The 26,410-nt window shown below is 72.4% G+C and carries 22 protein-coding genes; 11 read left to right on the forward strand and 11 right to left on the reverse strand.

The window, feature by feature from the left end; genetic code table 11:
• Nucleotides 1–18: 18 nt before the first annotated feature.
• From ACFYY6_RS12515 to ACFYY6_RS12525, 3 genes are all read left to right on the forward strand, one after another.
• Entirely contained in the window at nucleotides 19–1,344 is a 1,326-nt protein-coding gene (locus tag ACFYY6_RS12515; protein ID WP_351629326.1) for a M20/M25/M40 family metallo-hydrolase, read from the forward strand.
• A 189-nt stretch (nucleotides 1,345–1,533) separates the two neighbouring features.
• Entirely contained in the window at nucleotides 1,534–1,767 is a 234-nt protein-coding gene (locus ACFYY6_RS12520) for a chaplin (RefSeq protein ID WP_351522668.1), read from the forward strand.
• A 139-nt stretch (nucleotides 1,768–1,906) separates the two neighbouring features.
• Nucleotides 1,907–2,680 carry a chaplin gene (locus tag ACFYY6_RS12525; RefSeq protein WP_386607362.1) on the forward strand — a complete coding sequence of 258 codons (774 nt, stop codon included), beginning with the start codon at nucleotides 1,907–1,909 and terminating at the stop codon, nucleotides 2,678–2,680.
• A gap of 57 nt (nucleotides 2,681–2,737) precedes the next feature.
• Here the strand turns inward: ACFYY6_RS12525 and ACFYY6_RS12530 are convergent, their stop codons facing one another.
• Entirely contained in the window at nucleotides 2,738–2,926 is a 189-nt protein-coding gene (locus ACFYY6_RS12530) for a DUF5703 family protein (RefSeq protein ID WP_351522664.1), read from the reverse strand.
• Nucleotides 2,927–2,973: 47 nt separating this feature from the next.
• Between ACFYY6_RS12530 and ACFYY6_RS12535 the strand changes: the two genes are divergently transcribed.
• Nucleotides 2,974–3,633, forward strand: coding sequence for a hypothetical protein (locus tag ACFYY6_RS12535; protein WP_351522662.1), 660 nt, complete (start codon nucleotides 2,974–2,976; stop codon nucleotides 3,631–3,633).
• A 96-nt stretch (nucleotides 3,634–3,729) separates the two neighbouring features.
• Here ACFYY6_RS12535 and ACFYY6_RS12540 read toward each other — a convergent pair whose 3' ends face one another.
• Together ACFYY6_RS12540 and ACFYY6_RS12545 are read right to left on the reverse strand one after the other, a co-directional pair.
• Nucleotides 3,730–6,033, reverse strand: coding sequence for a helix-hairpin-helix domain-containing protein (locus tag ACFYY6_RS12540; RefSeq protein ID WP_386607364.1), 2,304 nt, complete (start codon nucleotides 6,031–6,033; stop codon nucleotides 3,730–3,732).
• The gene (locus ACFYY6_RS12545; protein ID WP_351522658.1) at nucleotides 6,030–7,013 is read right to left on the reverse strand and encodes an aldo/keto reductase; all 984 of its coding nucleotides are present in this window, start codon (nucleotides 7,011–7,013) and stop codon (nucleotides 6,030–6,032) included. Before ACFYY6_RS12545 ends, ACFYY6_RS12540 begins: the two co-directional genes overlap by 4 nt.
• 141 nt (nucleotides 7,014–7,154) lie before the next feature.
• Between ACFYY6_RS12545 and ACFYY6_RS12550 the strand changes: the two genes are divergently transcribed.
• Nucleotides 7,155–8,204 (forward strand): LLM class F420-dependent oxidoreductase, encoded by a 1,050-nt coding sequence (locus tag ACFYY6_RS12550; protein WP_351522656.1) that lies wholly within the window; start codon nucleotides 7,155–7,157, stop codon nucleotides 8,202–8,204.
• A gap of 297 nt (nucleotides 8,205–8,501) precedes the next feature.
• Entirely contained in the window at nucleotides 8,502–9,290 is a 789-nt protein-coding gene (locus tag ACFYY6_RS12555; RefSeq protein ID WP_351629340.1) for a ferritin-like domain-containing protein, read from the forward strand.
• Between the two features lie 91 nt (nucleotides 9,291–9,381).
• Here ACFYY6_RS12555 and corA read toward each other — a convergent pair whose 3' ends face one another.
• Nucleotides 9,382–10,377 carry a magnesium/cobalt transporter CorA gene (corA, locus tag ACFYY6_RS12560; RefSeq protein ID WP_351522652.1) on the reverse strand — a complete coding sequence of 332 codons (996 nt, stop codon included), beginning with the start codon at nucleotides 10,375–10,377 and terminating at the stop codon, nucleotides 9,382–9,384.
• Nucleotides 10,378–10,449: 72 nt separating this feature from the next.
• Between corA and ACFYY6_RS12565 the strand changes: the two genes are divergently transcribed.
• The 4 genes from ACFYY6_RS12565 (at nucleotide 10,450) to mshC (ending at nucleotide 14,272) form a co-directional block, all read left to right on the forward strand.
• Complete coding sequence (locus ACFYY6_RS12565; protein WP_386607365.1) at nucleotides 10,450–11,172, forward strand: histidine phosphatase family protein; 723 nt, start codon at nucleotides 10,450–10,452, stop codon at nucleotides 11,170–11,172.
• Between the two features lie 106 nt (nucleotides 11,173–11,278).
• The gene (locus ACFYY6_RS12570; RefSeq protein ID WP_073787872.1) at nucleotides 11,279–11,869 is read left to right on the forward strand and encodes a DUF3090 domain-containing protein; all 591 of its coding nucleotides are present in this window, start codon (nucleotides 11,279–11,281) and stop codon (nucleotides 11,867–11,869) included.
• Nucleotides 11,833–12,687: an SCO1664 family protein gene (locus tag ACFYY6_RS12575; RefSeq protein WP_351522648.1), complete on the forward strand. Its 855-nt coding sequence runs from the start codon at nucleotides 11,833–11,835 to the stop codon at nucleotides 12,685–12,687. Before ACFYY6_RS12570 ends, ACFYY6_RS12575 begins: the two co-directional genes overlap by 37 nt.
• Before the next feature lie 355 nt (nucleotides 12,688–13,042).
• The gene (gene mshC, locus ACFYY6_RS12580; RefSeq protein ID WP_386607367.1) at nucleotides 13,043–14,272 is read left to right on the forward strand and encodes a cysteine--1-D-myo-inosityl 2-amino-2-deoxy-alpha-D-glucopyranoside ligase; all 1,230 of its coding nucleotides are present in this window, start codon (nucleotides 13,043–13,045) and stop codon (nucleotides 14,270–14,272) included.
• Between the two features lie 143 nt (nucleotides 14,273–14,415).
• Here the strand turns inward: mshC and ACFYY6_RS12585 are convergent, their stop codons facing one another.
• The 7 genes from ACFYY6_RS12585 to ACFYY6_RS12615 form a co-directional block, all read right to left on the reverse strand.
• Nucleotides 14,416–15,489 (reverse strand): PAC2 family protein, encoded by a 1,074-nt coding sequence (locus ACFYY6_RS12585; protein ID WP_389192986.1) that lies wholly within the window; start codon nucleotides 15,487–15,489, stop codon nucleotides 14,416–14,418.
• Nucleotides 15,490–15,648: 159 nt separating this feature from the next.
• Nucleotides 15,649–16,353 carry a FadR/GntR family transcriptional regulator gene (locus ACFYY6_RS12590; RefSeq protein WP_351524425.1) on the reverse strand — a complete coding sequence of 235 codons (705 nt, stop codon included), beginning with the start codon at nucleotides 16,351–16,353 and terminating at the stop codon, nucleotides 15,649–15,651.
• Nucleotides 16,354–16,404: 51 nt separating this feature from the next.
• Complete coding sequence (locus ACFYY6_RS12595) at nucleotides 16,405–17,289, reverse strand: LLM class flavin-dependent oxidoreductase (protein ID WP_351524426.1); 885 nt, start codon at nucleotides 17,287–17,289, stop codon at nucleotides 16,405–16,407.
• 188 nt (nucleotides 17,290–17,477) lie between these two features.
• The gene (locus ACFYY6_RS12600; protein WP_389192989.1) at nucleotides 17,478–19,088 is read right to left on the reverse strand and encodes an FAD-dependent oxidoreductase; all 1,611 of its coding nucleotides are present in this window, start codon (nucleotides 19,086–19,088) and stop codon (nucleotides 17,478–17,480) included.
• Between the two features lie 5 nt (nucleotides 19,089–19,093).
• Nucleotides 19,094–20,620 carry a glycerol kinase GlpK gene (gene glpK, locus ACFYY6_RS12605; protein WP_351629355.1) on the reverse strand — a complete coding sequence of 509 codons (1,527 nt, stop codon included), beginning with the start codon at nucleotides 20,618–20,620 and terminating at the stop codon, nucleotides 19,094–19,096.
• 57 nt (nucleotides 20,621–20,677) lie between these two features.
• Nucleotides 20,678–21,466 (reverse strand): MIP/aquaporin family protein, encoded by a 789-nt coding sequence (locus ACFYY6_RS12610; protein WP_389192992.1) that lies wholly within the window; start codon nucleotides 21,464–21,466, stop codon nucleotides 20,678–20,680.
• Nucleotides 21,467–21,860: 394 nt separating this feature from the next.
• Nucleotides 21,861–22,625 carry an IclR family transcriptional regulator gene (locus tag ACFYY6_RS12615; protein ID WP_351524433.1) on the reverse strand — a complete coding sequence of 255 codons (765 nt, stop codon included), beginning with the start codon at nucleotides 22,623–22,625 and terminating at the stop codon, nucleotides 21,861–21,863.
• A gap of 250 nt (nucleotides 22,626–22,875) precedes the next feature.
• Between ACFYY6_RS12615 and metH the strand changes: the two genes are divergently transcribed.
• On the forward strand, nucleotides 22,876–26,388 hold the full coding sequence (gene metH, locus ACFYY6_RS12620) for a methionine synthase (RefSeq protein ID WP_389192995.1): 3,513 nt from the start codon (nucleotides 22,876–22,878) through the stop codon (nucleotides 26,386–26,388).
• Nucleotides 26,389–26,410 lie beyond the last annotated feature (22 nt).

The following is a 26,410-nucleotide window of genomic DNA, read 5'->3' on the forward strand; positions in this document are numbered from 1 at the left end:
ACAGTGGAAGGAAGCAGTGTGAGCGAGACCAACACGGCCCGGACCGTCCCGGGCGAGGACGAGGTCGTGGACCTCTGTCGTGACCTGATCCGCATCGACACCAGCAACTACGGGGACCACTCGGGACCGGGGGAGCGCGGCGCCGCCGAGTACGTCGCGGAGAAGCTGGCCGAGGTCGGGCTGGAGCCGCAGATCATCGAGTCCCACAAGGGCCGGGCCTCGACCGTCGCCCGGATCGAGGGCGAGGACCCGTCCCGTCCCGCGCTGCTCATCCACGGGCACACGGACGTGGTGCCGGCCAACGCCCACGACTGGACCCACCATCCGTTCTCCGGCGAGGTGGCGGACGGCTGCGTGTGGGGCCGGGGCGCGGTCGACATGAAGGACATGGACGCGATGACCCTCGCGGTCGTCCGCGACCGGCTGCGCAGCGGCCGCAAGCCCCCGCGTGACATCGTGCTGGCGTTCCTCGCCGACGAGGAGGCGGGCGGCACGTACGGGGCGCGGTATCTCGTGGACAAGCACCCCGGTCTCTTCGAGGGCGTCACCGAGGCGATCGGCGAGGTCGGCGGCTTCTCCTTCACGGTGAACGAGAAGCTGCGGCTCTACCTCGTCGAGACGGCCGAGAAGGGCATGCACTGGATGCGGCTCACCGTGGACGGCACCGCCGGTCACGGCTCGATGACCAACGACGACAACGCGATCACCGAGCTGTGCGAGGCGGTCGGACGGCTCGGGCGGCACAACTGGCCGGTCCGGGTCACCAAGACCGTGCGGTCCTTCCTCGACGAGCTGTCCGACGCGCTCGGCGTTCCGCTCGACCCGGAGAACATGGAGGCCACGCTTCCCAAGCTCAACGGCATCGCCAAGATGGTCGGCGCCACGCTCCGCAACTCCGCGGCCCCCACCATGCTCGGCGCCGGCTACAAGGTGAACGTCATCCCCGGACAGGCCGTGGCCCACGTCGACGGCCGCTTCCTGCCCGGCTTCGAGGAGGAGTTCCTGGCCGATCTGGACCGCATCCTCGGCCCCCGGGTGAAGCGGGAGGACGTGCACACGGACAAGGCGTTGGAGACCAGCTTCGACGGCTCGCTCGTCGAGGCGATGCAGGTGGCCCTCAAGGCCGAGGACCCGATCGCGCGTGCGGTCCCCTACATGCTCTCGGGCGGTACCGACGCCAAGTCCTTCGACGACCTCGGCATCCGGTGCTTCGGGTTCGCCCCGCTGAAGCTGCCCCCGGAGCTCGACTTCGCGGGCATGTTCCACGGCGTGGACGAGCGGGTGCCGGTGGACGGCCTCAAGTTCGGCGTGCGGGTGCTCGACCGTTTCATCGACAACTGCTGAGCCCGCGCCGCCTCCGAGCAGGGACGAGTGACACCGGTCCGCCTCTGCGTCACGCAAATATTCGCCAACGTGTGCGCATCTGCCCGGAACGAGTGAAAGGAACCATACGCTCGTAGCCCGATTAGCTCGTCCTCGTTACAGGTGATGCGGTCCGCGGCTGGGACCGCATTGCCAACTAGGAGGAAACTAATGATCAAGAAGGTCGTCGCTGCTGCGGCCGTGACCGGTGGTCTGGTGCTCTCGGGCGCGGGCATGGCCGTCGCGGACTCCGGTGCCCAGGGCGCCGCCGTCGGCAACCCGGGTGTCGTCTCGGGCAACGTCATCCACGTGCCCGTGCACGCCCCGATCAACCTGTGCGGCAACACGGTCGACATCATCGGGCTGCTGAACCCCACCTTCGGCAACCCCTGCGTCAACGCCTGACGTTGATGGGTCAACCCGTGAGGGTTTGAATCCGGTCGGCCCCGGAGTGCACGTCATGCACTCCGGGGCTGCTGGGTAATCCGCCCCCGCTCGATCGAGTCCGGGGGTATTCCGGAAGGCAGAAGGCAGGAAAGAAGTTATGCGACAGGTCACGCGCAAGGGCCTGATCACCATGGCGGCGGCGGGCGGTGCGCTCGCGCTGAGCGGTGGGTACGCGCACGCGGACGCGGGGGCGTCCGGCGGCACGGCGAATTCCCCGGGGGTGCTTTCGGGGAATTCCGTCCAGATCCCGGTCGACGTCCCGGTCAACGTCTGCGGAAACTCCGTGGACGTCGTGGCGCTGATCAACCCCGCGTTCGGGAACACCTGTGGAAACGGTTCGCAGGGGGCCTCCGCGGGCAAGCACGCCTCCGGCAGCCAGGTGTCCGGCGACCTCACCCAGGCGAGTCGGCCGGGAACGGGCAAGCACCGGGCCCCGATCGACGGCGGGGCGACGGCCCAGGCCGTCGCAAAGGGTTCACCGGGCGTGCTGTCCGGGAACAGCGTCTCGGCGCCGATCGACATTCCCGTGAACGTCTGCGGGAACAGCGTCACCATCGGCGGACTGCTCAATCCCACCTTCGGCAACGAATGCGGGAACGGCACGGACGCCGTCACACCGCCGGTCAAGCCGGTCAAGCCGGTCAAGCCGGTCAAGCCGGTCACGCCGGTCACGCCGGTCACCCCGGTCACCGAGCACAAGCCGCCGGTGCCGGGTCCGCGGGAGGTGCCGAACGTGCCCGAGGCGCGGAACGTGCCCCAGCTCGCCCACACCGGGGCGGGAGGTGCCGGACTGCTGATCCCGGCGAGCGCGGGCCTGCTGCTGGCGGGTGCCGGGGCGGTGTTCTACCGCCGCGCCCGCCTGTCCGCGTAACGGACCGGGGCGGCGAAGCGAGAGGGGCGGGACCCGCGACAGCGGGGCCCGCCCCTCTCACCAGGTGGCGCGGAGCTGGCGGATGATCCGCCGTCGCAGTCGCACCCTGCGGCTGCCGTCGTGGCGCAGCGTCAGTCGGTCCAGTTCCCAGTACCCGTACTCGGCATGGTCGGTCAGCAGGCGTGCGGTCTCCTTCCGGGACACCCCGCGCGGTACGTACACATCGACAAATTCGTATTCCGGCATCGCATCCATTGTGCGGGCAGAGGCCCGGTACGGATAGCGTCTGCACCATGTCTGATGCTGCGCAGCCCACCGCTGCCGAGGTACGCGCCGCCGCCGAAGCCATCAAAGCCGCGCTCGACCGTCACCTCGACGCGGTCGAGCGCCGGACGGGGGACGACGATCCCGCCGTCTACGACGCGTTCAACGCACTGGCCGCCGCCGCCGAGGTCTACGACGAACTGCTCTACGACCGCTACGACGAGGTCACCCCCTTCGAGATCCCGGGTGCGGACGGCTCCCTGCCGCCGTACACCGGCCCCGAGGAACCGAACGCGCTCAGCGTTCTGATCCGGCGGGACTACGCCGTGGTGGAGCCGCCGCGGCTGTTCGCACAGGCACAGCGGATCGCCGACCTCGATCCCGACGACCGGGCCACCGGGAGCGCCGCGGTCGTCGGCTCCAGCGTGCACGCGGCCCTCGGAGTGCTGTTCGGGGAGTACGAACCGGACGAGATCGCCTCCCGGCACGCCGAGTTCGGGTTGGAGGAAGGGGACTCCACGCTCTGGGTCACGGCCGTGGAGGAGCCGCCGGAGGCGGGGGAGTGGCTCGACGCGCCGTTCGAGGACGCGGATCCGCAACTCGTGGTGTGCCGCTTCGACGTCAGCTCCGTCTTCGACGAGGACGACGCGGACGAGGAACCGACGGGACTGGTGGCGGACGGCTCCTGACCTGTGCCGTCGGCCGGGTCCGTACCCCCGGGCGCCCGGCCCGTCCCGTACCCGCCGCCGGAATCGGCCGGGGGTACGGGACGACGGGTGGCCCGGTCAGCGGTCCGCCGCCTCCAGGAGGCCGCGCAGCCGCGTCGTGCGGTCCTGGGCCGGGGGCTCGGCGACGGCGCGCGGGAGCGCCTGGTCCACGCCGTGCACCACGGAGAGGTGCCGCTCGGCCCGGCCGAACGCGGTGTACACCCAGGGGCGGCTCAGCCCCTGCGCCGCGTCGCCCGGCAGCACGACGACCACCGCCGGCCACCGCGTCCCGGCCGCCTGGTGGGCGCTGAGGGCCCAGCCGTGCCGCACGGACGACGCCACCCGCCGCTGGGGGACGACGATCCGCTCGCCCGCGCAGTCCAGGTGCAGGCCTTCGGCGTCGGCCGAGACGACCGTGGCGGGCACGGTCCTGCCGGGCGCCGGGACGTGGACGACCCGGTCGCCCGGATCGAATCCGCCGAACCGCCCCGGGCCGGGGTTGAGCCGCTGCTTGAGGGCCGCGTTCAACGCGCGGGTGCCCGCCGAACCTCCGTGGCCGACGGTGATGACCTGGGTGTCGGCCGAGGGGATGCCGAGGGCGCGCGGCACCGAGTCCGCGACCAGCTGCACGGTGCGGTGCACCGCCTCGCCCCCGTCGCGCACGGGGACGATCACCACTTCCCTGCCCGGCGCCTCGACCTGGTTCAGCTCACCGATGCCGATGCCCGAGACCAGTTCGCCGATCGGCCCCGGATCCGGGGTGCGGGAGACCACCTGCGGGCAGGCGCGGGCCGCCAGCACATCCGCGAACACCCGCCCCGCACCGGCCGATCCCAGCACGCCCGGATCGCCGCTGAGCACCAGCCGGGTGCCGTCGGCCAGGGACTCCACGAGCATCGCGGCGGACTCGACGTCCACCTGCGGGGCGTCCAGGACGACGAGCAGGTCGACGGCGATCGCCCCCTCCTCGTCCCGTCCCGGGCCCTCCGCGCCGGAGAGCAGCCCGGCGAGGGTGACGGCCGCCGCCGGATCGCCGGTCGCCCCGGCCAGCCTGCGTCTGCCGTCGACGCCGTGCGCGGCGCCCAGGACGCGCAGGCCCAGCGCGCGGGCGGTGACGAGGAGCGCGGCGGGTTCGGCACGGGCCGCCTCGCCGCCGGTGTGCGCCACGACGCCGTGGGCCGCGACCGCGCGGATCAGCTCGGCCGCCGACGGGGAACCCGCGGCCGCTGCCGCCTCCGTCCAGTCGCCCTTCTCGCAGGCGTGGGCCAGGCGGGCCAGACCGTCGGCGAGGCTCTCCTCGGCGAGCGCGTACCGGTCGAGCCCGAGCAGCACCCGGACAGGTTCCCGCCCGGACGGGTCGTCCTCTCCCGTGTCCTCGCCGGATTCCGGGGCGGTGGCCGGGCCGCCGTCCCCGGCCTCGTCCTCCTGGAACACGAGGACCGCGCCCGCGGCGACGGCGTGCCGCACGGCTGCCTCCGGGTCGGACACCGCGTGCTCGGCGAGCGCGGCGCGGACCGCCGTCGCCTCCATCGCCGTGTGTCCCCGCAGTGCGGCCCGCTCCAGCAGTCGGCCGATCAGGGCGGTGGTCCTGCGCTCGTCGTCCGGACTGCATCCGGGCCCCAGCAGGGCCCGCGCGAAGGCGTCGGCCTGCTCGGGTCCGACCCCCGGCACGGCCAGCATCCGCCACGGGTCCTCGCGCAGGACCCCGGCCGCCTGCGGGCCCAGTGCCTCGGCCGTCGGTCCCGCGAGCGCTTCGGGAGCACCGCCCTCGGCCAGCACCGCGGCCACCTCGGCCACCGTCCTTGGGGCGGGGCCGCGAGGAGCGGGCGCCGGCTCGGGCGGCCGGGGGCGCGTGGGCGCGGGGGCCGGAGCGGGCCGTCTGGGCACGGCGGCGGGCGCGGGCGAGTCGAAGAACGCGGCGGCGGTCTTCTCGCCGCTCTCCACGGCACGCACGGCGGCCAGCAGATCGGCCGCCGTGCCGCTCAGCTTCCCGCCGGCCGGGATGGGGCCCGCCTTCTCGGCCTTGCGCTTCTCGATCCGCTCCCTGAGTTCGCGCTGGGCTGCGAGCTCGGCCTCGGTCTCCGAGAGCGGCGCGGCGGCCCCTTCGCCCCCGGCGGTCTCCTCGCCGGGCGTCCCCTCGGCGTCGGTGGCCTCTCCGCCCCCGGACTCCCCGTCCTCGGGGGTCCCGTCGTCCCCGCCGTCCGGGGCCGCCTCCGCCCCCTCGGCGGCGACGTCGGCCGTCGCCGCTCCTTCGTGTGCCTCCCCGCCCTCGCCCCGCACGGGTGGTGAGGGCGGGGAGGGAACGGTTGCGGGGTCCGCGACGGCGCCTGCGTCGTCGGCGGCCGGGGAGCCGGGGGTGTCTCCCCCGGGAAGCGCGGTCACAGCGTGCTCCAGTCCTGGTCGGGATAGCGGTGCACGGGCGCCGACACGTCGTCGAGCGCCTGGCAGATCTCGTCAGGAAGACTAAGCGTCTCCACCGACAATGCCTCCGTCAGCTGCTGCGCGTTGCGTGCGCCGACGATCGGGGCCACCACTCCCGGCCGGTCCCGTACCCAGGCCAGCGCCACCTGGAGCGGTGTGGTGGCCAGACCGTCCGCCGCCGTGGCCACCGCGTCCACGACGCGGGCCGCCGCGTCGTCCAGATACGGCTCGACGAACGGAGCGAGCAGTTCCGAGGCGCCGCGCGAGTCCGCGGGAGTGCCCGTGCGGTACTTCCCGGTCAGCACTCCCCGGCCCAGCGGCGAGGAGGGGAGCAGTCCCACGCCCAGGTCGAGGGCGGCGGGCAGCACCTCGCGCTCCACCCCCCGCTGCAACAGGGAGTACTCCATCTGGGTGCTCGCCAGCCGGGTGCGCGCGCCGGGTGCGGCCAGCTGCCAGGTCGCCGCCTTCGCCAGCTGCCAGCCACAGAAGTTCGACACCCCCGCGTACCGGGCCCGGCCGCTGGACACCGCCAGGTCCACCGCCTGAAGCGTCTCCTCCAGCGGAGTCGCCGGGTCGAAGGCGTGGACCTGCCACAGGTCGACGTGATCCGTGCCGAGCCGGTCCAGCGAGGCGTCCAGGGCCGCCAGCAGATGCCCCCGGGAGCCGTTGAACCTGCGGTACGGGTCGGCGACACTGCCCGCCTTCGTCGCGATGATCAGCTCGTGCCGCGGCACGAGGCCGTCGGTGAGCCGTCCGAGCAGGTACTCGGCCTCTCCGCCGCCGTACACGTCGGCCGTGTCGATCAGGGTGCCGCCCGCCTCCCAGAACGCCTTCAGCTGTTCGGCGGCGTCGTGCTCGTCGGTGTCCCGTCCCCAGGTGAGGGTGCCGAGCCCGATCCTGGACACGCGAAGGCCGGTGCGGCCGAGATGCCTCTGCTCCATGGGCGCTGAGATTACTGGCCAGAACCCCACGGGGCGCGGGGCTGTGGACAACCCGGTTCCGGGGTCGCCCCTGACGCGAGGGGCCGACGGGCGCTAGAGTCCAGGACCCAGAGACGTTACTGATCGGTAAGGGGAGCGGCTATGCGGCTCGGCATCAATCTCGGTTACTGGGGCGCGGGCATGGACGGCGACAACCTCGCCGTGGCACAGGAGGCCGACCGGCTCGGCTACGACGTCTGCTGGGCGGCCGAGGCGTACGGCTCCGACGCGCCGACCGTGCTGTCCTGGGTGGCCGCCCGGACCGAGTCCATCGACGTGGGCTCCGCGATCATGCAGATCCCGGCCCGCCAGCCCGCGATGACGGCGATGACAGCCGCCACTCTCGACTCGCTCTCCGGAGGCCGCTTCCGGCTCGGCCTCGGTGTGTCGGGGCCCCAGGTCTCCGAGGGCTGGTACGGCGTGAAGTTCGACAAGCCCCTGGCCCGCACCCGGGAGTACGTCGAGATCGTCCGCCGGGCGATGTCCCGTGAACGGCTGACGTACGAGGGGCAGCACTGGACGCTCCCGCTGCCGGACGGCCCGGGCAAGCCCCTCAAGCTCACCGTCCACCCGCAGCGCGAGCACATCCCGCTCTACATCGCCGCCATCGGCCCGAAGAACCTGGAGCAGACGGGCGAGATCGCCGACGGCGCCCTGCTGATCTTCCCCGCGGCCGAGCACCTGGAGGAGACCGCGGTCAAGTACCTGCGGGCCGGGCGCGAGAAGGCCGGGCTCACCATGGACGGCTTCGACGTGTGCCCGACGCTGCCGCTCGCCGTCGGCGACGACATCGACGCGCTCGCGGACACGTTCCGTCCGTACACCGCGCTGTACGTGGGCGGTATGGGCAGCCGCGACCAGAACTTCTACAACCGGCTCGCACGGCGCATGGGCTACGAGAAGGAGGCCGTCGAGATCCAGGACAAGTACCTGTCCGGCGACAAGAACGGCGCCGCCGCAGCCGTCCCGCACGAGCTGATCGACCGGACCACGCTGCTCGGCCCGGTCGAGCGGATCGCCGAGCGGATGCAGGCGTACGCCGCCGCGGGCGTCACGACGCTCACCCTGGCCCCGGCCGGATTCACGCTCGACGAGCGGATCGCGGGGCTGCGGGCCGGCACGGAGGCGCTGGAGCGGTCCGGCCTCGCGTGACACGGATCCGCGGACCCCGGCGCCACGGGCTCCGACAGGCGTCGCGGCCGTGGTGGGGGCTCGGGGGTCTCCCCGCCACGGCCGTCACGCGGAACAACGCCCCCGACGGCGCGCGGTTACGCCCGCCCGGCCCGCCGTCCCTCGGAGGTGAAAGGTTTCGGCCACGGCGGCCACAGCGGCCACGGCGGCCGCGCGGCCGGCAGCCCGTCCGGCGTAGCCAAAGGCCGTTCCTGTTGCCCGGCTGGACGCGTCGCATTTGACTGGCGATGGGCCGAAGCCGGTACGGAGGTGGCTGTGGTGTTCTCGGCAAGGGACCTGTTCCAGGAGATTCTCGACGAGGACGAGTCGTTCCGGCTGTTCTGCTCCATCGCGGCCGGCGGCGAGGCCCAGGGCGGCTGGGAGAACGGCCGGATCGCGGCCCTCGTCCCCGGGAGCCAGCGGGCCCTGGCGCCCAGGATCGCCCGGCACGGCGCCGACGAGGACAAGCACGGACGGATCTTCCACGCACTGCTGAGGAAGCGCGGACTGCGACCGGTCGAGGTCCCGCCCGGGACCGACTACACGATGCTGCTGGAACGGCGGGGCATCGGCCTCGCCCACGAACGGCTGGCGCGCCGGGATCCGCTCACCGAGCGCGACATCATCGCCTATCTCGCCCACAGCCGGGTCACCGAGCAGCGCGCCTCCGAGCAGATGGCGCTGCTGCGACGGCACTTCGGCGACCACCCCGGCATCGGCCGCGCGGTGCGGATGATCGCGGACGACGAGGACAACCACCTGGCGTACTGCCACGAGGAGCTGCTGCGCCTGGCCGCTGCCGGACACGGCCGTACGATCCAGCGCCTGCTGCGCGAGTGCGCGCTCGCCGAGATCCGGGTGTACCGCGACGTCAGCCTCGCCGTGATGGACCACATGGGCCGCATCCTCGGCTGGTCCCGGGCCAGGGCGGCCGTACTGGCGGCGGGGATCCACCTGGTCCACGCGTACGAACGGCTCGGGGGATGGCGGCGCATGGTGCGCCTGGAGCAGCCGGAGCGCCGCGACGCACTGGGCGGGCGCGCGCCGTGCGAGGCCGAGCCCGTCTGACCGGCACCCCCGCACCGGACGGCCCGGCAACGCCGGAAGCCCACGCACCATGCCGCGTCCGCCTTCCGGTCGGAGCTCACCCGGCAGGCTCTCAGAGCCAGCCGCGGCGCTTGAAGAGCCGGTGCAGCCCGAAGACCACGGTGGCCATCAGCGCGATCACCGCCGGGTACGCCCACACCCAGCCGAGTTCCGGCATGTGCTCGAAGTTCATGCCGTAGATCCCCGCCACCATGGTCGGAACGGCGGCCATGGCCGCCCAGGCCGAGATCTTGCGCATGTCGTCGTTCTGCCGCACGCCCACCTGGGCCAGATGGGCGGCCAGGATGTCCGAGAGCAGCCGGTCCAGCCCCTCCACGTACTCGTTGGCCCGCGTCAGGTGGTCGTTCACGTCCCGGAAGAACGGCTGCGAGTGCTCGTGGACGAACGGCACGTCCGCGCCCGCCAGCCGGGCCATGGGGGCACTCAGCGGACCGGCGGCACGGCGGAACTCCATGATCTGCCGCTTGAAGGTGTAGATGCGGGACGCGGTGTTCTTGGTGTTCGCCGAGCCGGTCGGCGCGAACACCTCGGTCTCCAGCTCCTCCAGGTCGTTCTGCAGCTCGCCCGCCACCTCGATGTAGTGGTCGACGACGGCGTCGCTGATCGCGTACAGCACCGCGGTCGGCCCGTGCCTGAGCACCTCCGGCTCCGCCTCCAGCCGGCGTCGTACCGCGGCGAGCGGCGCGCCCTCCCCGTGCCGGACCGTCACGACGAACGAATCGCCGATGAAGGCCATCAGCTCGTCGGCGGTGACCGTGTCGCTGAAGTGCTCATACACCACCGGCTTGATCACCGCGAACAGCGAGTCGTCGTACACCTCCAGCTTGGGCCGCTGGTGGGCGCTCAGGGCGTCCTCCACGGCCAGCGGGTGGAGACCGAACTCCTCGGTGACGCGCTCCGTCTCCCGCTCCGTCGGCTCGTACAGCCCGATCCAGAGGAACGCGTCCCCGGTGGCCCGTGCCTGCGCGAGGGCGTCGGAGAGGTCGGCGGGGCCCTCGGTACGGCGCCCGTCCCGGTAGATCGCACAGTCCACAATCACGGCGCGCATTCTTCCCTGCCCCGCACTCCCGCGCATCCCGGCCCGCTCCGCGCGCCCCTGCGGCGGCCTACGCTGGCCCGTATGCCCACCCTGATCCTCGTACGCCATGGACGCTCCACCGCCAACACGGCCGGGGTGCTCGCCGGCCGCACCCCGGGGGTCGCGCTCGACGAGCGCGGCACCGCGCAGGCCGCGGCGCTTCCCGGACGGCTGGCCGCGCTGCCCCTCGCCGCCGTCGTCACCAGCCCCCTCCAGCGCTGCCGGGAGACCCTGCGCCCGCTGCTCGACGCCCGGCCGGACCTGGTGGCGCACACCGAGGAACGGATCAACGAGTGCGACTACGGGGACTGGTCGGGGCGCAAGCTGGCCGAGCTCGCCGACGAGCCGCTGATGAGCGTCGTGCAGCGGCACCCGTCGGCGGCGGCGTTCCCGGGCGGAGAGTCCCTGCGCGCCATGCAGGCGCGCGCCGTGGACGCCGTACGGGACTGGAACGCGCGGATCGAGTCCGGGCACGGCGACGACGCCGCCTACGTGATGTGCTCGCACGGCGACGTCATCAAGGCGCTCGTCGCCGACGCGCTCGGCATGCACCTCGACCTCTTCCAGCGGATCCACGTGGACCCCTGTTCGGTCACCGCGATCCGCTACACACGTCTGCGGCCGTTCCTGCTGCGGCTCGGCGACACCGGGGACCTCGCCTCCCTGGCGCCGCGCGAGCGGACGGACGGGGCGGAGCCGGCCGCGCACCCGGCCGCCGGCACCGAAGTCGACGCGGAGGTCGGTGGCGGCGCCGGGGCGCCGTGATCGCTTCGCGCAGTAGGGTGGACGCGCCGTGGGCGCCCGGACCGGGACGGCCCGGCGGCCCGGCCCCCATTCCCCATTCGCCGTCGATCTTCAAGGGAGACAGGACGTGTCCCGTCAGGTGTTCCTCTACGACCCCCCGGACCGCTTCGTGGCCGGCACGGTCGGGTTGCCTGGACGTCGTACGTTCTTCCTGCAGGCATCCTCGGGCAGCCGCGTCACCAGCGTGGCCCTGGAGAAGACTCAGGTCGCCGCACTCGCCGAGCGCATCGACGAACTGCTCGACGAAGTGGTCCGGCGCACCGGCGGCAACTCGCCGGTGCCCGCCGTCGCGCCCATGGACGTCACCGACACCGCCCCGCTCGACGTGCCCGTCGAGGAGGAGTTCCGGGTCGGCACGATGGCGCTCGCGTGGGACGGCGAGGAACAGCGCATGATCGTCGAGGCGCAGGCCCTGGTCGAACTGGATGTGGAATCAGACGAGGACCTCGCGGAGGCCGAGGAACGGCTGCTGCAGGACGAGGAGAACGGTCCTCCGGTCCTCCGGGTCCGTCTGAGCGGCGCACAGGCGCGGGCCTTCGCCAAGCGCGCCCTGGACGTCGTGAACGCCGGGCGACCCCCGTGCCCGCTGTGCAGCCTGCCGCTCGACCCGGAAGGACACGTATGCCCGCGCCAGAACGGATACCGCCGCGGAGCCTGACCGACGCCGACCCGGTCACCGTGCTGACCGAGGGTCGGCTCACCGTCCGCGGACAGGTCCGCGGGGCGTCCAACGCGGTGCTGCACTGCGCGGTCTCCCACGAGGGCGCGGAACTGGCCTGCGTCTACAAGCCCGTGGCCGGCGAACGGCCGCTGTGGGACTTCCCCGACGGCACCCTCGCCCAGCGGGAGGTGGCCGCGTACGAGATCTCCGAGGCGACCGGCTGGGGACTCATACCCCCCACCGTGCTCCGTGACGGTCCGTACGGCGAGGGCATGTGCCAGCTGTGGATCGATGCCGGGCCGGACGGCGACGGGCACGCCGAGGACCGGCGGCGCCCGCTGCTGGCGCTCGTCGAGGACGACGAGCCCGGCGAGGGCTGGAAGGCCGTCGTACGCGCCGAGATCGGGGAGGGCAGGACGGCCCTGCTGGTGCACGCGGACGACCCGGAGCTGCGGCGGATGGCGGTCCTCGACGCCGTGATCAACAACGGCGACCGCAAGGGCGGCCATCTGCTGCCCGCGCCCGACGGCCGGCTCTACGGCATCGACCACGGTGTGACCTTCAACGCCGAGGACAAGCTGCGCACCCTGCTGTGGGGGTGGGCGGGGGAGCCGCTGACGGCCGAGGCCGTCGGCGTCGTGGACCGGCTGGGCACGGAACTCGCCCCCGGGACCCCGCTCGTCACCCGGCTGGGGGAGCTGATCACCGAGGCCGAGATCGAGGCGCTGCGGGGTCGTGTGGGCGGGCTGCGCGCGTCGGGACGACACCCGGAACCCAGCGGCTCGTGGCCCTCGATCCCCTGGCCGCCGGTGTGAGCCGGTGCCCCGGGCCGCCGGTGTGAGCGGCGGCACCGGGGCGGGCGCGGGCGGCGCACCGGCGCGAACGTTCCGGCGCGGAGGACCGTCCGGGCGGCCCGGGTCGTTCCGGAGTCGGGCATCGCACCCGGCGCGGGGGCACGCCGGGTGCGATGCCCGCGGGGAACAGGCCGGTTCGGCGGTCGTGCGGCAGAAGGCGGGCGGGACCGTGCGCCTCCCCGGGGCACGCGCGGTCCCCGGCGCCGCCTTCCTCCGCGGCCGAAGCAGACGGGGCCGCTTCGCGCAAGAGCGCCTCTTCGGCCAGGATCCGGTATCCGGTTCGTATCCGGAACGTGCATCCGGTTAGGCTCGTGGCATGCATGCCTGGCCCGCTTCTGAGGTCCCCGCCCTGCCTGGCAAGGGCCGCGACCTTCGGATCCACGACACCGCGACCGGCGGACGGATCACTCTCGAACCCGGTCCCGTCGCCCGCATCTATGTCTGCGGCATCACGCCGTACGACGCGACCCACATGGGTCATGCGGCGACCTACAACGCGTTCGACCTCGTTCAACGCGTGTGGCTCGACACCAAGCGGCAGGTCCACTACGTGCAGAACGTCACCGACGTGGACGACCCGCTGCTGGAGCGGGCCGTGCGCGACGGTCAGGACTGGACCCAGCTCGCCGAGCGCGAGACGGCCCTGTTCCGCGAGGACATGACCGCCCTGCGCATGCTCCCGCCGAAGCACTACATCGGCGCGGTGGAGGCGATACCGGGCATCGTCCCGCTCGTCGAACGGCTCCGGGACTCCGGTGCCGCCTACGAACTCGACGGCGACGTGTACTTCTCCGTCGAGGCCGACCCGCACTTCGGCGGCGTCTCCCGCCTCGACGCCGAGGCGATGCGGCTGCTGTCCGCCGAGCGCGGCGGCGACCCGGAGCGCCCAGGCAAGAAGAACCCGCTCGACCCGATGCTCTGGATGGCCGCCCGCGAGGGCGAGCCGAGCTGGGACGGCGGCTCGCTCGGCCCCGGACGGCCCGGCTGGCACATCGAGTGCGTCGCCATCGCGCTGGACCACCTCGGCATGGGCTTCGACGTCCAGGGCGGCGGGTCCGATCTCGCCTTCCCGCACCACGAGATGGGTGCCTCGCACGCCCAGGTCCTGACCGGCGAGTACCCGTTCGCCCAGGCGTACGTGCACGCGGGGATGGTCGCCCTGGACGGCGAGAAGATGTCCAAGTCCAAGGGCAACCTGGTCTTCGTCTCACGGCTCCGCCGCGACGGCGTGGACCCTGCGGCGATCCGTCTCGCCCTGCTCGCGCACCACTACCGGTCCGACTGGGAGTGGACCGACCAGGTGCTCGCCGACGCGGTCGCCCGGCTCGGACGCTGGCGCTCCGCCGTCTCCCGCCCCGACGGACCGTCCGCCGAGGCCCTGGTCGAGGAGGTCCGCGAGGCCCTCGCCGATGACCTGGACGCACCGGCGGCACTGGCCGCCGTGGACCGCTGGGCCGAGCGGCAGCACGCCGAGAGCGGCACGGACGAGGGCGCGCCCGGACTCGTCTCGCGCACCGTCGACGCGTTGCTGGGCGTGGCGCTGTAGCACCCGCGCGGGGCGACCCGCCGATTCCCCGACCGACGAACCGGCCCCGGACTTCGTGCGAAGTCCGGGGCCGGTTCCGTTCCGGGGTCCGGACCCGGACCCGGGGCACGCGTCCGGGGCAGGTGCCCAGGGCCGCGGGCACCTCAGTCGTCGGGGGACTCCTCCGAGGACCGGGCCGGGCCGTCGTCGTCCTCGCCCTCGTCGTCGGCGGTGTCCGGGCGGGCGGAGCCGCTCGCGGGCGGAGCGCCGGGTGCCGTCCGGCCCTCGCCCTCCGGCCGCGGCGACTTCGCCGGACGGTTCCGGCCACCGGAGGTGTCGCGCAGATACGCGGTGTCGCCGCTCTCCGTCGCGTGCCCGCCGGGGCCCTGACCCGGACCGGCGTCCCGTCGGCGCAGATAGCGTTCGAACTCGCGGGCGATGGCCTCGCCGCTCGCCTCGGGAAGCTCCGCGGTGTCCCGGGCCTCCTCCAGCGTCTGCACGTACTCCGCCACCTCGCTGTCCTCGGCGGCCAGTTGGTCGACCCCGAGCTGCCAGGCGCGCGCGTCCTCGGGCAGTTCGCCCAGCGGGATGCGCAGACCGAGCAGGTCCTCCAGCCGGTTGAGCAGCGCGAGGGTGGCCTTCGGGTTGGGCGGCTGCGACACGTAGTGCGGCACCGCGGCCCACAGACTGACCGCGGGCACGCCCGCGTGGGTGCACGCCTCCTGGAGGATGCCGACGATGCCCGTCGGACCCTCGTACCTGGTCTCCTCCAGGTCCATGGACCGGGCCAGGTCGGGATCGGAGGTGACCCCGCTGACCGGCACCGGCCGGGTGTGCGGGGTGTCGCCGAGCAGCGCGCCCAGGACCACCACCATCTCCACGCCCAGCTCGTGGGCGAAGCCCAGGAGCTCGTTGCAGAACGAGCGCCAGCGCATGGACGGCTCGATGCCCCGGACCAGGACGAGGTCGCGGGGCTGCTCCCCGCCGACGCGGACCACGGAGAGCCGGGTGGTGGGCCAGGTGACCTTGCGCGTACCGCCGTCCAGCCAGATCGTGGGCCGGTTGACCTGGAAGTCGTAGTAGTCCTCGGCGTCCAGTGCCGCGAACACCTCTCCCTTCCACTCCCGGTCCAGGTGCGCGACCGCCGTGGAGGCGGCGTCACCCGCGTCGTTCCATCCCTCGAACGCGGCCACCATGACCGGGTCGATCAGCTCGGGAACCCCCTCGAGCTCGATCACCCAGGCCTCCTTCCGAAGTTCCCTTGCGTACGCAACAACCTTACGGCTTTTGGCCACCTCCGACGCAGCCCTCGGACACGGCGGGGTGAACCCGTCCTCGGGATCCCGGTCGCCCCGGCGTTCGCGGCGGCGCGGTGCGGGTCCGCCCGCCCGCCGGTGTCAGGGGGCGGGGTCCGGCCCCCGCCCGGCGTCCCGCGACATCGACCGCAACCACTGCTCCACGCCCGCCACATGCACCGTCGCCCAGGACCGCGCGGCCTCCGCGTCCCGGTCGCGCAGCGCGGACAGGATCGCCCGGTGCTCGTACAGCGTCCGGCCGATCGCGTCCTCCTGAGTCAGGCCGCGCCGGCCCCGCGCCCGGAGCGTCGGGCCCGTCAGCCCGTCGAGCAACGAGCAGAGCACCGTGTTCCCGGACGCCCGTACGATCCCGCGGTGGAACTCCAGATCGGACGCGACCAGTTCCTCCACCGAGGGGGCTTCCCCCAGGGCGTCCAACGCCGCGTCCAGCGCGTCCAGTTGGGCCTCGGTGATCCGGGCGGCGGCCATCGCCGTCGCCGCCGGTTCCAGGATCCGGCGCACCGCGAGGAACTCCAGCACCGTGTCGTCGCGGTGGAAGTCCACCAAGAAGCTCAGCGCCTCCAGCAGTACCTGCGGGTCCAGGCTGGTCACGTACGTGCCGTCGCCCTGCCGCACGTCCAGGATCCGGATCAGCGACAGGGCGCGCACGGCCTCCCGCAGGGAGTTGCGGGAGAGCCCCAGTTCCGCCGCGAGTTCGCTCTCCCTGGGAAGCCGGTCGCCGGGCCGCAGCGCACCCGAGACGATCATCCCCTTGATCTTCCCGATCGCCTCGTCGGTGACAGTCATGACGCTCCTCCTGGGAACGGACCGGAATCAGACGTCCGATGCATCCCGTCATTATGCGGTCCGGGAAGGGGCGATCCCGCGGTTTCGGGAAGGGGTGATCACATGGTTCCGGAAGGCCGGACGGGTCGGCCGGCCGTCGGGCACGGGCGGCGGCCCCGGAGCGAGGTGGGCGCCTCGCGCCGTACCACCGGCGCGCTCTCCTCGGCGAACCGCAGCGGTGTCCCGTCCTGTTCGGGACGGCTCGGCCCGAGGCCGTCCACGGTGACCGACCGGAGATCGTGCCCGTACGCCTCGAAGCGTTCCCGGTAGTGGTCGATCAGCCGGGCGCAGGCCGCGCGGGGCTGGACGGCGTTGGCGGTGAACAGCGGGTCGCCGTGCCGCGCGGCCGGCCCGGGGAGCCGAGGCCGGTCGCCGGACCGCGCCGGACGCGAGGGGCCCCGTCGCAGGGGCCCGACAGGGCGTCGTGTTCTTCAGCGCGGGCCTGAACTCGCCCTCCCGCTCGACGCTTTCGTCTGCCCACAGCCGCCGCGGCAGTTCGTGCTTCTCCTTCCGGCGGTCCCACCGGCGTTCCTCGTCGAGCCCGAGGAGGGAGAAGTGTCCGGCCTCCGCACCCTTCCCGACGACCCGTTCGATCCTGCCCCCGGAGATCGGGTCGAGCGTGGCGAAGTCCTCGGCCATCCGCACCGGATCGAGGATCGCGACGACCGTGACACCGGTCGGCAGCCGGATGGCGGAGGTCGGGGCGGCGAGCGCGCCGAGCACCACGCTCGGGCTCGACGAGAGGAACGGTCCGGCGTGCCGCTCGCCAGTCGCGTACGCGTCGAAGCCCGGCCGCTCCGCGACGACGCCGGTCCCGATCACCTCCTCGAACCGCTCGGCGGGGAAGGGGAGATGGCGGACGAGCGGATGCGGGGCACGGGCGATGAGGGAGAGCACCGAGGACTTCGTGCCTCGACCGTCCCCGCGTCGTACCGCGCGCGGATGGCGGTCGTGCGGCGCGTTCGGCGTGCCGCGTCCGCCGTGTGGGCGACCGCGGCCGACGGGACGCGGACGGGGCGGTCCAGCCGCGGGAGCCGCCCCGTCCGCCTCGTGCGCGTCTCGTCGTGCGCGCCTCGCGCGTCCCGTCAGCCCAGGTTGCCGAGCATGGACTCGACACCGGCCCGGATCTCGTCCGTGGCCAGGCCCCGGATCGTCAGGGTCGTGCGGCGGCGCAGCACGTCGTCCGCCGTCCCGGCCCACTCGTGGTCGCGGGCGTAGGCGACCTGCGCCCAGATCTCCGGCGCGTCCGGGTGGATGCGCGCGGCCAGCGCCGGGTTCTCGTTCGCCAGCCGCGCGATGTCGAAGGCGAGCGAACCGTAGTGCGTGGCGAGGTGGCGCGCGGTGTCCGCAGCCATCCGGGGGCCGGGCGCGGCGCCGTCGATCAGCAGCCGGTGCGCCACCGCGTTCGGGTTGGCGATGCCGGGCAGCGGGAGCTTCCTCGGCAGGTGCGATATCGGCTCCACGCCGCTGCCGAGGGGGCGCCCGGGGAGCGCGGCCAGCTTGGTCATCACCGTGCGGCCGATGTGGCGGAACGTCGTCCACTTGCCGCCCGCGACCGACAGCATCCCGCCGCGGCCCTCCGTGACGACCGTCTCGCGCTTGGCCTTGGAGGTGTCGCCGGGTCCGCCGGGCAGCACCCGCAGCCCCGCGAAGGAGTACGTGATCAGATCGCGCGACAGCTGCTGGTCCTTGATGGAGAACGCCGCCTCGTCGAGGATCTGGGCGATGTCCTTCTCGTCGACCGCGACGTCCGCGGGATCGCCCTCGTACTCCTCGTCCGTCGTACCCAGCAGCAGCATGTCCTCCCACGGCAGGGCGAACGTGATGCGGTACTTGTCGATCGGGGTCGCGAGCGCGGCGTTCCACGGACGCGTGCGCTTCAGCACCAGGTGCGCGCCCTTCGACAGGCGCACCGACGGGGCCGCCTTCGGGTCCTCCATCCTGCGCAGGTGGTCGACCCACGGCCCGGTGGCGTTCAGCACGAGACGGGCGTCGATGCCGAACTCCGTGCCGTCCAGGCGGTCCTGCAGATCGGCGCCCGTCACCCGGCCCCTGGTGAACCGCAGCCCGGTGACCGCCGCGTGGTTCAGGACCACGGCGCCCGCGTCGACGGCCGCGCGGACCGTCATCAGCGCCATCCGGGCGTCGTTCATCTGGCCGTCGCCGTAGACCGCCACGGCCCTCAGGTTGTCCGTACGCAGCTCCGGCACGTCGCGCTGCGCCTTCTCCGGGCTGATCACGTGCCCGACCCCGTCGCGGAACGCGGAGAGCGCCGAGTACGCGAACACGCCCGCGCCGAGGACCGCGGCGCCGTGCGGGCCGCCCTTGTAGACCGGCAGGTAGAAGGTGAGCGGATTGGCCAGGTGCGGTGCCACCTCGCGGGACACCGCACGGCGCTCGAAGTGGTTCTCCGCGACCAGCTTCACGGCACCGGTCTGCAGGTAGCGCAGACCGCCGTGGAGCAGCTTCGAGGAGGCGGAGGAGGTGGCGCCGGCGAAGTCGCCGGCGTCCACCAGGGCCACCCGCAGCCCGGACTGCGCGGCGTGCCAGGCCGTGGAGATGCCCAGGATGCCGCCACCGATCACCAGGAGGTCGTACGCAGCCCTGGACAGCTGCTCCCGAGTCTCGGCACGGCTCGGGAGGGAGCCGGAGGCCGGGTGTGTCCCGAGGGCCGGGACGCTCTGCAGGGTGGTCATGTCGCTTACTCCTCGTGTTCGATCCAGCCCATGGTCCGCTCCACGGCCTTGAGCCAGTTCTTGTACTCGCGGTCGCGGGTGTCCGCGGCCATGCGGGGGGTCCACTCGGCGGCCCGGCGCCAGTTGGCGCGCAGGGCGCCGGTGTCCGGCCAGAAGCCGACGGCGAGACCGGCGGCGTAGGCGGCGCCGAGGCAGGTCGTCTCGGCGACCATGGGCCGCACCACGGGCGCGTCCAGGAAGTCGGCGAGCGTCTGCATCAGCAGGTTGTTGGAGGTCATGCCGCCGTCGACCTTGAGGGCGGTCAGTTCCACGCCGGAGTCCTTGGTCATGGCGTCGGTGATCTCGCGGGTCTGCCAGGCGGTGGCCTCCAGGACGGCACGGGCGATGTGCGCCTTGGTGACGTACCGGGTCAGGCCGGCGATGACGCCGCGCGCGTCGGAGCGCCAGTAGGGGGCGAACAGACCCGAGAACGCGGGCACGAAGTACGCGCCGCCGTTGTCCTCGACCGACGACGCCAGGGTCTCGATCTCGGCCGCGGACTTGATCAGGCCCATCTGGTCGCGCATCCACTGGACGAGCGAACCGGTGACGGCGATGGAGCCCTCCAGGGCGTAGACCGGCTTCTCGTCGCCGATCCGGTACCCGACGGTCGTCAGCAGTCCGTTGTACGAGTTGACGGGCCGTTCACCGGTGTTCATCAGCATGAAGGTGCCGGTGCCGTACGTGGACTTGGCCTCGCCCTCGGAGAAACACGTCTGGCCGAAGAGGGCCGCCTGCTGGTCGCCGAGCGCGGAAGCGACCGGCACGCCGTCCAGGACGCCGCCCTTCGCGCTGCCGTACACCTCGGCGGAGGAACGGATCTCGGGCAGGATGGCCGCCGGGATCTCCATGGACGCGAGGATCTTCTCGTCCCACGCCATGGTGTGCAGGTTCATCAGGAGGGTGCGCGAGGCGTTCGTGACGTCGGTGACGTGGACGCCGCCGTCCGTACCGCCGGTCAGGTTCCAGATGACCCAGGAGTCCATGGTGCCGAAGAGGATGTCGCCGCGCTCGGCGCGCTCGCGCAGCCCCTCGACGTTGTCCAGCAGCCAGCGCACCTTGGGGCCCGCGAAGTACGAGGCGAGCGGCAGACCGGTCTCGCGGCGGAAGCGGTCCTGGCCCACGTTGCGGCCGAGCTCCTTGCAGAGCGCGTCGGTACGGGTGTCCTGCCAGACCAGGGCGTTGTGGACGGGCTCACCGGTGTTCCGGTCCCAGAGCAGCGTGGTCTCGCGCTGGTTGGTGATGCCGATCGCCTTCACGTCGGCGGCGGTGATGCCCGCCTTGACGACGGCACCGGCGACGACCTCCTGGACGTTCTCCCAGATCTCGGTCGCGTCGTGCTCGACCCAGCCCGGCTTCGGGAAGATCTGCTCGTGCTCCTTCTGGTCGACGGAGACGATCCGGCCGTCCCGGTCGAAGACGATGCACCGGCTGGAGGTGGTGCCCTGGTCGATGGCGGCGATGAACGGGCCGCTGGTGTGTGCGTCGGTCACGGTGTGCTCCCGGAGGTCTGTGTGGTCTTGGGGGGTCGGGGCTCGGTGCGTCATGGATCAGGCGAAGGCGACGTTGTAGAGCCCGCCCGCGATCGCGCCGCCGATGAGCGGTCCGACGACCGGGATCCATGCGTAACCCCAGTCGGAACCGCCCTTGTTCGGCAGCGGCAGCAGCGCGTGAACGATACGCGGACCGAGGTCGCGAGCCGGGTTGATCGCGTAACCCGTCGGGCCGCCGAGCGAGAGCCCGATGCCGACCACGAGCAGGGCGGTGACCAGCGCGCCGAGGGTTCCCAGGCCGTTGCCGTCGTTGTTGAGGCCCTGGGTGAGGATCACCAGGACGAGCACCACGGTCGCGATGACCTCGGTGACCAGGTTCTGCGCCACGTGCCGGATCTCGGGGCCGGTCGAGAAGATGCCGAGCACCGGGCCCGCCTCCGGGGCGGCGGCCTGGTCGACCATGCCTTCTTCACCCTTCCGGCCCACGACCCCGGGATCCGTCAGGTGCGCGCGGAACTGCCCGTAGTACGTCAGCCAGACCAGCACCGCGCCGATCGCCGCGCCGAGCATCTGGGAGGCGATGTACAGCGGCACGTCGCTCCACTCGGTGCCGCCCTTGATCGCGAGACCGATCGTGACCGCCGGGTTGAGGTGCGCACCGGACACGCCACCGGCCAGGTACGCGCCGGCCAGCACGGCGAACCCCCACCCGAAGGTGACCGCCAGCCATCCGGCGTTCTGCGCCTTGGAGCGCTTGAGCGTGACGGCGGCGCACACACCACCGCCCAGGAGGATGAGCACGGCGGTACCTATGGTCTCGCCGATGAAGATGTCGGAGCTGGACACCCGCGACTCCTTTGTCCTTAGTCCAGGTAAGCCGAACCCCGGGTCCCTCCGGTGGTCCGCGCCCTCGTGTGAGGGCGTTCTCCGGCCTAGAGCGCTGTCACACCATAACGCTTATTTCCGTTAGTTGTTCGACAATGCCGACCGGTGAACGGCAATGCTTCCCGGCGGTGGTTCGGTCGTCAAGAGTTGTGTGGCCCAAAACTCGATCGTTACCCTCGCGGCGCCCGGCCCGCGGCGCGGGGCGGCGACGGAGTGCGGGTGCGTGCGGCGCGGGGGTGCGCCCCGCTCGGGGCGGGGCCGCGTGGAGGCGCGGGCCCGTCGCCGGTGGTGGTGCGCCCCGCGCGGGGCGGGGCCGCCGTCCGGTGCGTCCGTTACCGCGGCGGCCCGCCGCGTGTCAGAAGCGTCCGGCGCCCAGGTCCCGGGAGACCGCCCGCGCGCAGTCCCGCACCGCCGCGATCAGCTCGGGCCGCAGCTCCCCGTCGGCGCAGACCCGCTCGACCGCGCCGGTCACCGCCACCGCGCCCACCGGCATCCGCCGCCGGTCGTGGATCGGGGCGGCCACCGCGGCCACCCCCTCCCAGGTCTCCTCCACGTCCGCCGCCCAGCCCCGGGCCCGGACCAGGTCGAGCATCGACTCGAAGTCCTCCGCTCCGGTCACGGTGCGTGGGGTGAAGGACTGCCGCTCGGCCTCCAGCGCCTCGGTGTGCGCCACCGGGTCGTACGCCGAGAGCACCTTGCCCAGGGCGGTGGAGTGCAGGGGCTGCATGGCCCCGACCTCCAGGACCTGGCGGCTGTCGTCGGGGCGGAAGACGTGGTGGACGACCAGGACGCCCTGCTGGTGCAGCACGCCCAGATGGACGCTCTCGCCGCTGGAGCGGGCCAGGTCGTCCGTCCAGACGAGCGCGCGGGCCCGCAGCTCGTGGACGTCCAGATAGCTGTTGCCCAGGCGCAGCAGCTCGGCGCCCAGCTGGTAGCGGCCCGAAGCGGCGTCCTGCTCGACGAAGCCCTCGTGCTGGAGCGTGCGCAGGATGCCGTGCGCGGTCCCCTTGGCCAGACCCAGCGAGGAGGCGATGTCGGACAGTCCCAGCCGCCGCTCGCCGCCCGCCAGCAGGCGCAGCATCGCCGCCGCTCGTTCCAGCGACTGGATGTTCTTGGCCATCGCGCCGTACTCCTCCACCTGTGGTTCGACAATGCTGAACACTATCGGTCGATGCCGACCGGCGCTCGATCACGGAGGAAATCCGCCGTAGCCTTCCGCACCGTCCGGATCCGGACACCGCCCGCCACAGCATGCCGTCCGTTCCGTGGGACGGAGTGACGGCCCCGGCCGCCTCCCGGCTAGGCTGGCCTGGTGCGCCTTCCACCGAAGACGCAAAGCCGACAGCCGTCGCACTCCAGGGAGTACATCCATGGCCTCGTTGCCGACCCCTTCCGCCGACAGCCGCCACCGCGCAGACGCGCTGCGCGAAGCCCTCGCCACCCGGGTGGTGGTGGCCGACGGTGCCATGGGCACCATGCTCCAGGCGCAGGACCCCACCCTCGAGGACTTCCAGAACCTCGAAGGCTGCAACGAGATCCTGAACATCACGCGCCCCGACATCGTGCGCTCCGTGCACCGCGAGTACTTCGCCGTCGGCGTGGACTGCGTCGAGACCAACACCTTCGGGGCCAACGCCTCCGCCCTGGGCGAGTACGACATCGCCGACCGCATCCAGGAGCTCTCCGAGTCCGGCGCCCGCATCGCCCGCGAGGTCGCCGACGAGTTCACCGCCGCCACCGGACAGCAGCGCTGGGTCCTCGGCTCCATCGGCCCCGGCACCAAGCTGCCGACCCTGGGCCACGCCCCGTACACGACGCTGCGCGACGGCTTCCAGCGCAACGCCGAGGGCCTGATCGTCGGCGGTGCGGACGCGCTCATCATCGAGACGACACAGGACCTCCTGCAGACCAAGGCCGCCGTACTGGGCGCCCGGCGCGCCCTGGAGGCCACCGGCAGCGACCTCCTGCTCCTGGTCTCCCTGGCGTTCGAGACCACCGGCACCATGCTGCTCGGCTCCGAGATCGGTGCCGCGCTCACCGCGCTGGAGCCGCTGGGCGTCGACATGATCGGCCTCAACTGTTCCACCGGCCCCGCCGAGATGAGCGAGCACCTGCGCTACCTCACGCGCCACTCCCGCATCCCGCTGCTCTGCATGCCGAACGCCGGCCTGCCGGTGCTCACCAAGGACGGCGCGCACTTCCCGCTCGGCCCCGAGGGCCTCGCCGAGGCCCAGGAGACGTTCGTCCAGGAGTACGGGCTCTCCCTGGTGGGCGGCTGCTGCGGGACGACCCCGGAACACCTGCGCCGGGTCGTCGAGCGCGTCCGCGGTGCCGCTCCCGCGCCGCGCGACCCGCGTCCCGAGCCGGGCGCCGCCTCCCTGTACCAGGCCGTCCCGTTCCGCCAGGACACCTCGTACCTCGCGATCGGCGAGCGCACCAACGCGAACGGCTCCAAGAAGTTCCGCGAGGCCATGCTGGAAGCGCGCTGGGACGACTGCGTGGAGATGGCGCGCGAGCAGATCCGTGAGGGCGCGCACATGCTCGACCTGTGCGTGGACTACGTCGGCCGCGACGGCGTCGCGGACATGGAGGAGCTGGCCGGACGCTTCGCCACCGCCTCCACCCTCCCGATCGTGCTGGACTCCACCGAGGTGCCGGTGCTGCGCGCCGGTCTGGAGAAGCTCGGCGGCCGGGCCGTCCTCAACTCCGTCAACTACGAGGACGGCGACGGCCCCGAGTCACGCTTCGCCAAGGTCGCCGCCCTGGCCGCCGAGCACGGTGCCGCGCTGATCGCGCTGACCATCGACGAGGAGGGCCAGGCCCGTACCGTCGAGCACAAGGTCGCCGTCGCCGAGCGGCTGATCGCCGACCTGACCGGCAACTGGGGCATTCGCGAGTCGGACATCCTCATCGACTGCCTCACCTTCACCATCTGCACCGGTCAGGAGGAGAGCCGGGGCGACGGCATCGCCACCATCGGTGCCATCCGCGAGCTCAAGAAGCGCCACCCCGAGGTGCAGACCACGCTCGGCCTGTCCAACATCTCCTTCGGGCTCAATCCGGCCGCCCGTACCGTCCTCAACTCGGTCTTCCTCGACGAGTGCGTCAAGGCCGGTCTCGACTCCGCGATCGTGCACGCCTCCAAGATCCTGCCGATCGCGCGCCTCGACGAGGAGCAGGTGAAGGTCGCCCTCGACCTCGTGTACGACCGCCGCTCCGAGGGCTACGACCCCCTCCAGAAGCTCATGGAGCTGTTCGAGGGCGTCAGCACCAAGTCGATGAAGGCGGGCAAGGCCGAGGAGCTGGCCGCCCTGCCGCTGGAGGAGCGGCTGAAGCGCCGCATCATCGACGGCGAGAAGAACGGGCTGGAGGCCGACCTCGACGAGGCCCTGCTCACCCGCCCGGCGCTCGACATCGTCAACGACACCCTGCTCGACGGCATGAAGGTGGTCGGCGAACTCTTCGGTTCCGGCCAGATGCAGCTGCCGTTCGTGCTCCAGTCCGCCGAGGTCATGAAGTCGGCGGTGGCACACCTGGAGCCGCACATGGAGAAGTCGGAGGCCGAGGGCAAGGGCACCATCGTGCTGGCCACCGTGCGCGGCGACGTCCACGACATCGGCAAGAACCTCGTCGACATCATCCTGTCCAACAACGGCTTCAACGTCGTCAACCTCGGCATCAAGCAGCCCGTCTCCGCGATCCTGGAGGCGGCCGAGGAGCACAGGGCCGACGTCATCGGCATGTCCGGCCTCCTGGTCAAGTCCACCGTGATCATGAAGGAGAACCTGGAGGAGCTGAACCAGCGCAAGCTGGCGGCCGTCTACCCGGTGATCCTCGGCGGCGCCGCGCTCACCCGGGCCTATGTCGAGCAGGACCTGCACGAGCTGTACGAGGGCGAGGTCCGCTACGCCCGGGACGCGTTCGAGGGGCTGCGCCTGATGGACGCCCTGATCGCGGTCAAGCGGGGCGTGCCCGGAGCGGCCCTCCCCGAGCTCAAGCAGCGCCGGGTGCCCAAGCGCGACACCGTCGTCCTGGAGGTCGACGAGCCGGAGGAGGGCGTCCGCTCCGACGTCGCCGTCGACAACCGGGTCCCCGAGCCCCCGTTCTGGGGCACCCGGGTGGTCAAGGGCATCCAGCTCAAGGAATACGCCTCCTGGCTGGACGAGGGCGCGCTCTTCAAGGGGCAGTGGGGCCTCAAGCAGGCGCGTGCCGGCGACGGACCCACGTACGAGGAACTGGTGGAGAGCGAGGGCCGCCCCCACCTGCGCGGCTGGCTCGACAAGCTCCACACCGAGAACCTGCTGGAGGCGGCCGTCGTCTATGGCTACTTCCCGTGCGTCTCCAAGGGCGACGACCTGATCGTGCTCCACGAGGACGGCTCCGAGCGCACCCGCTTCACCTTCCCGCGCCAGCGCCGCGGCCGACGCCTCTGCCTCGCGGACTTCTTCCGCCCCGAGGAGTCCGGAGAGACGGACGTGGTCGGGCTCCAGGTCGTCACCGTCGGTTCGCGGATCGGGGGCGAGACCGCCAAGCTGTTCGAGGCGAACGCCTACCGCGACTACCTGGAGCTGCACGGCCTGTCCGTACAGCTGGCCGAGGCACTCGCCGAGTACTGGCACGCCCGGGTCCGCTCCGAGCTCGGCTTCGGCGGCGAGGACCCGGCCGAGGTGGAGGACATGTTCGCGCTGAAGTACCGGGGCGCGCGCTTCTCACTGGGGTACGGGGCCTGCCCCGACCTGGAGGACCGGGCGAAGATCGCCGAGCTGCTGCGGCCGGAGCGGATCGGCGTGCAGCTCTCGGAGGAGTTCCAGCTGCACCCGGAGCAGTCCACCGACGCGATCGTCATCCACCACCCGGAGGCGAAGTACTTCAACGCGCGGTAGGACGGCGTTCGACGCGCGGTCG

This window comes from Streptomyces sp. NPDC001750, from assembly GCF_042892615.1.
Classification (GTDB): Bacteria; Actinomycetota; Actinomycetes; order Streptomycetales; family Streptomycetaceae; genus Streptomyces.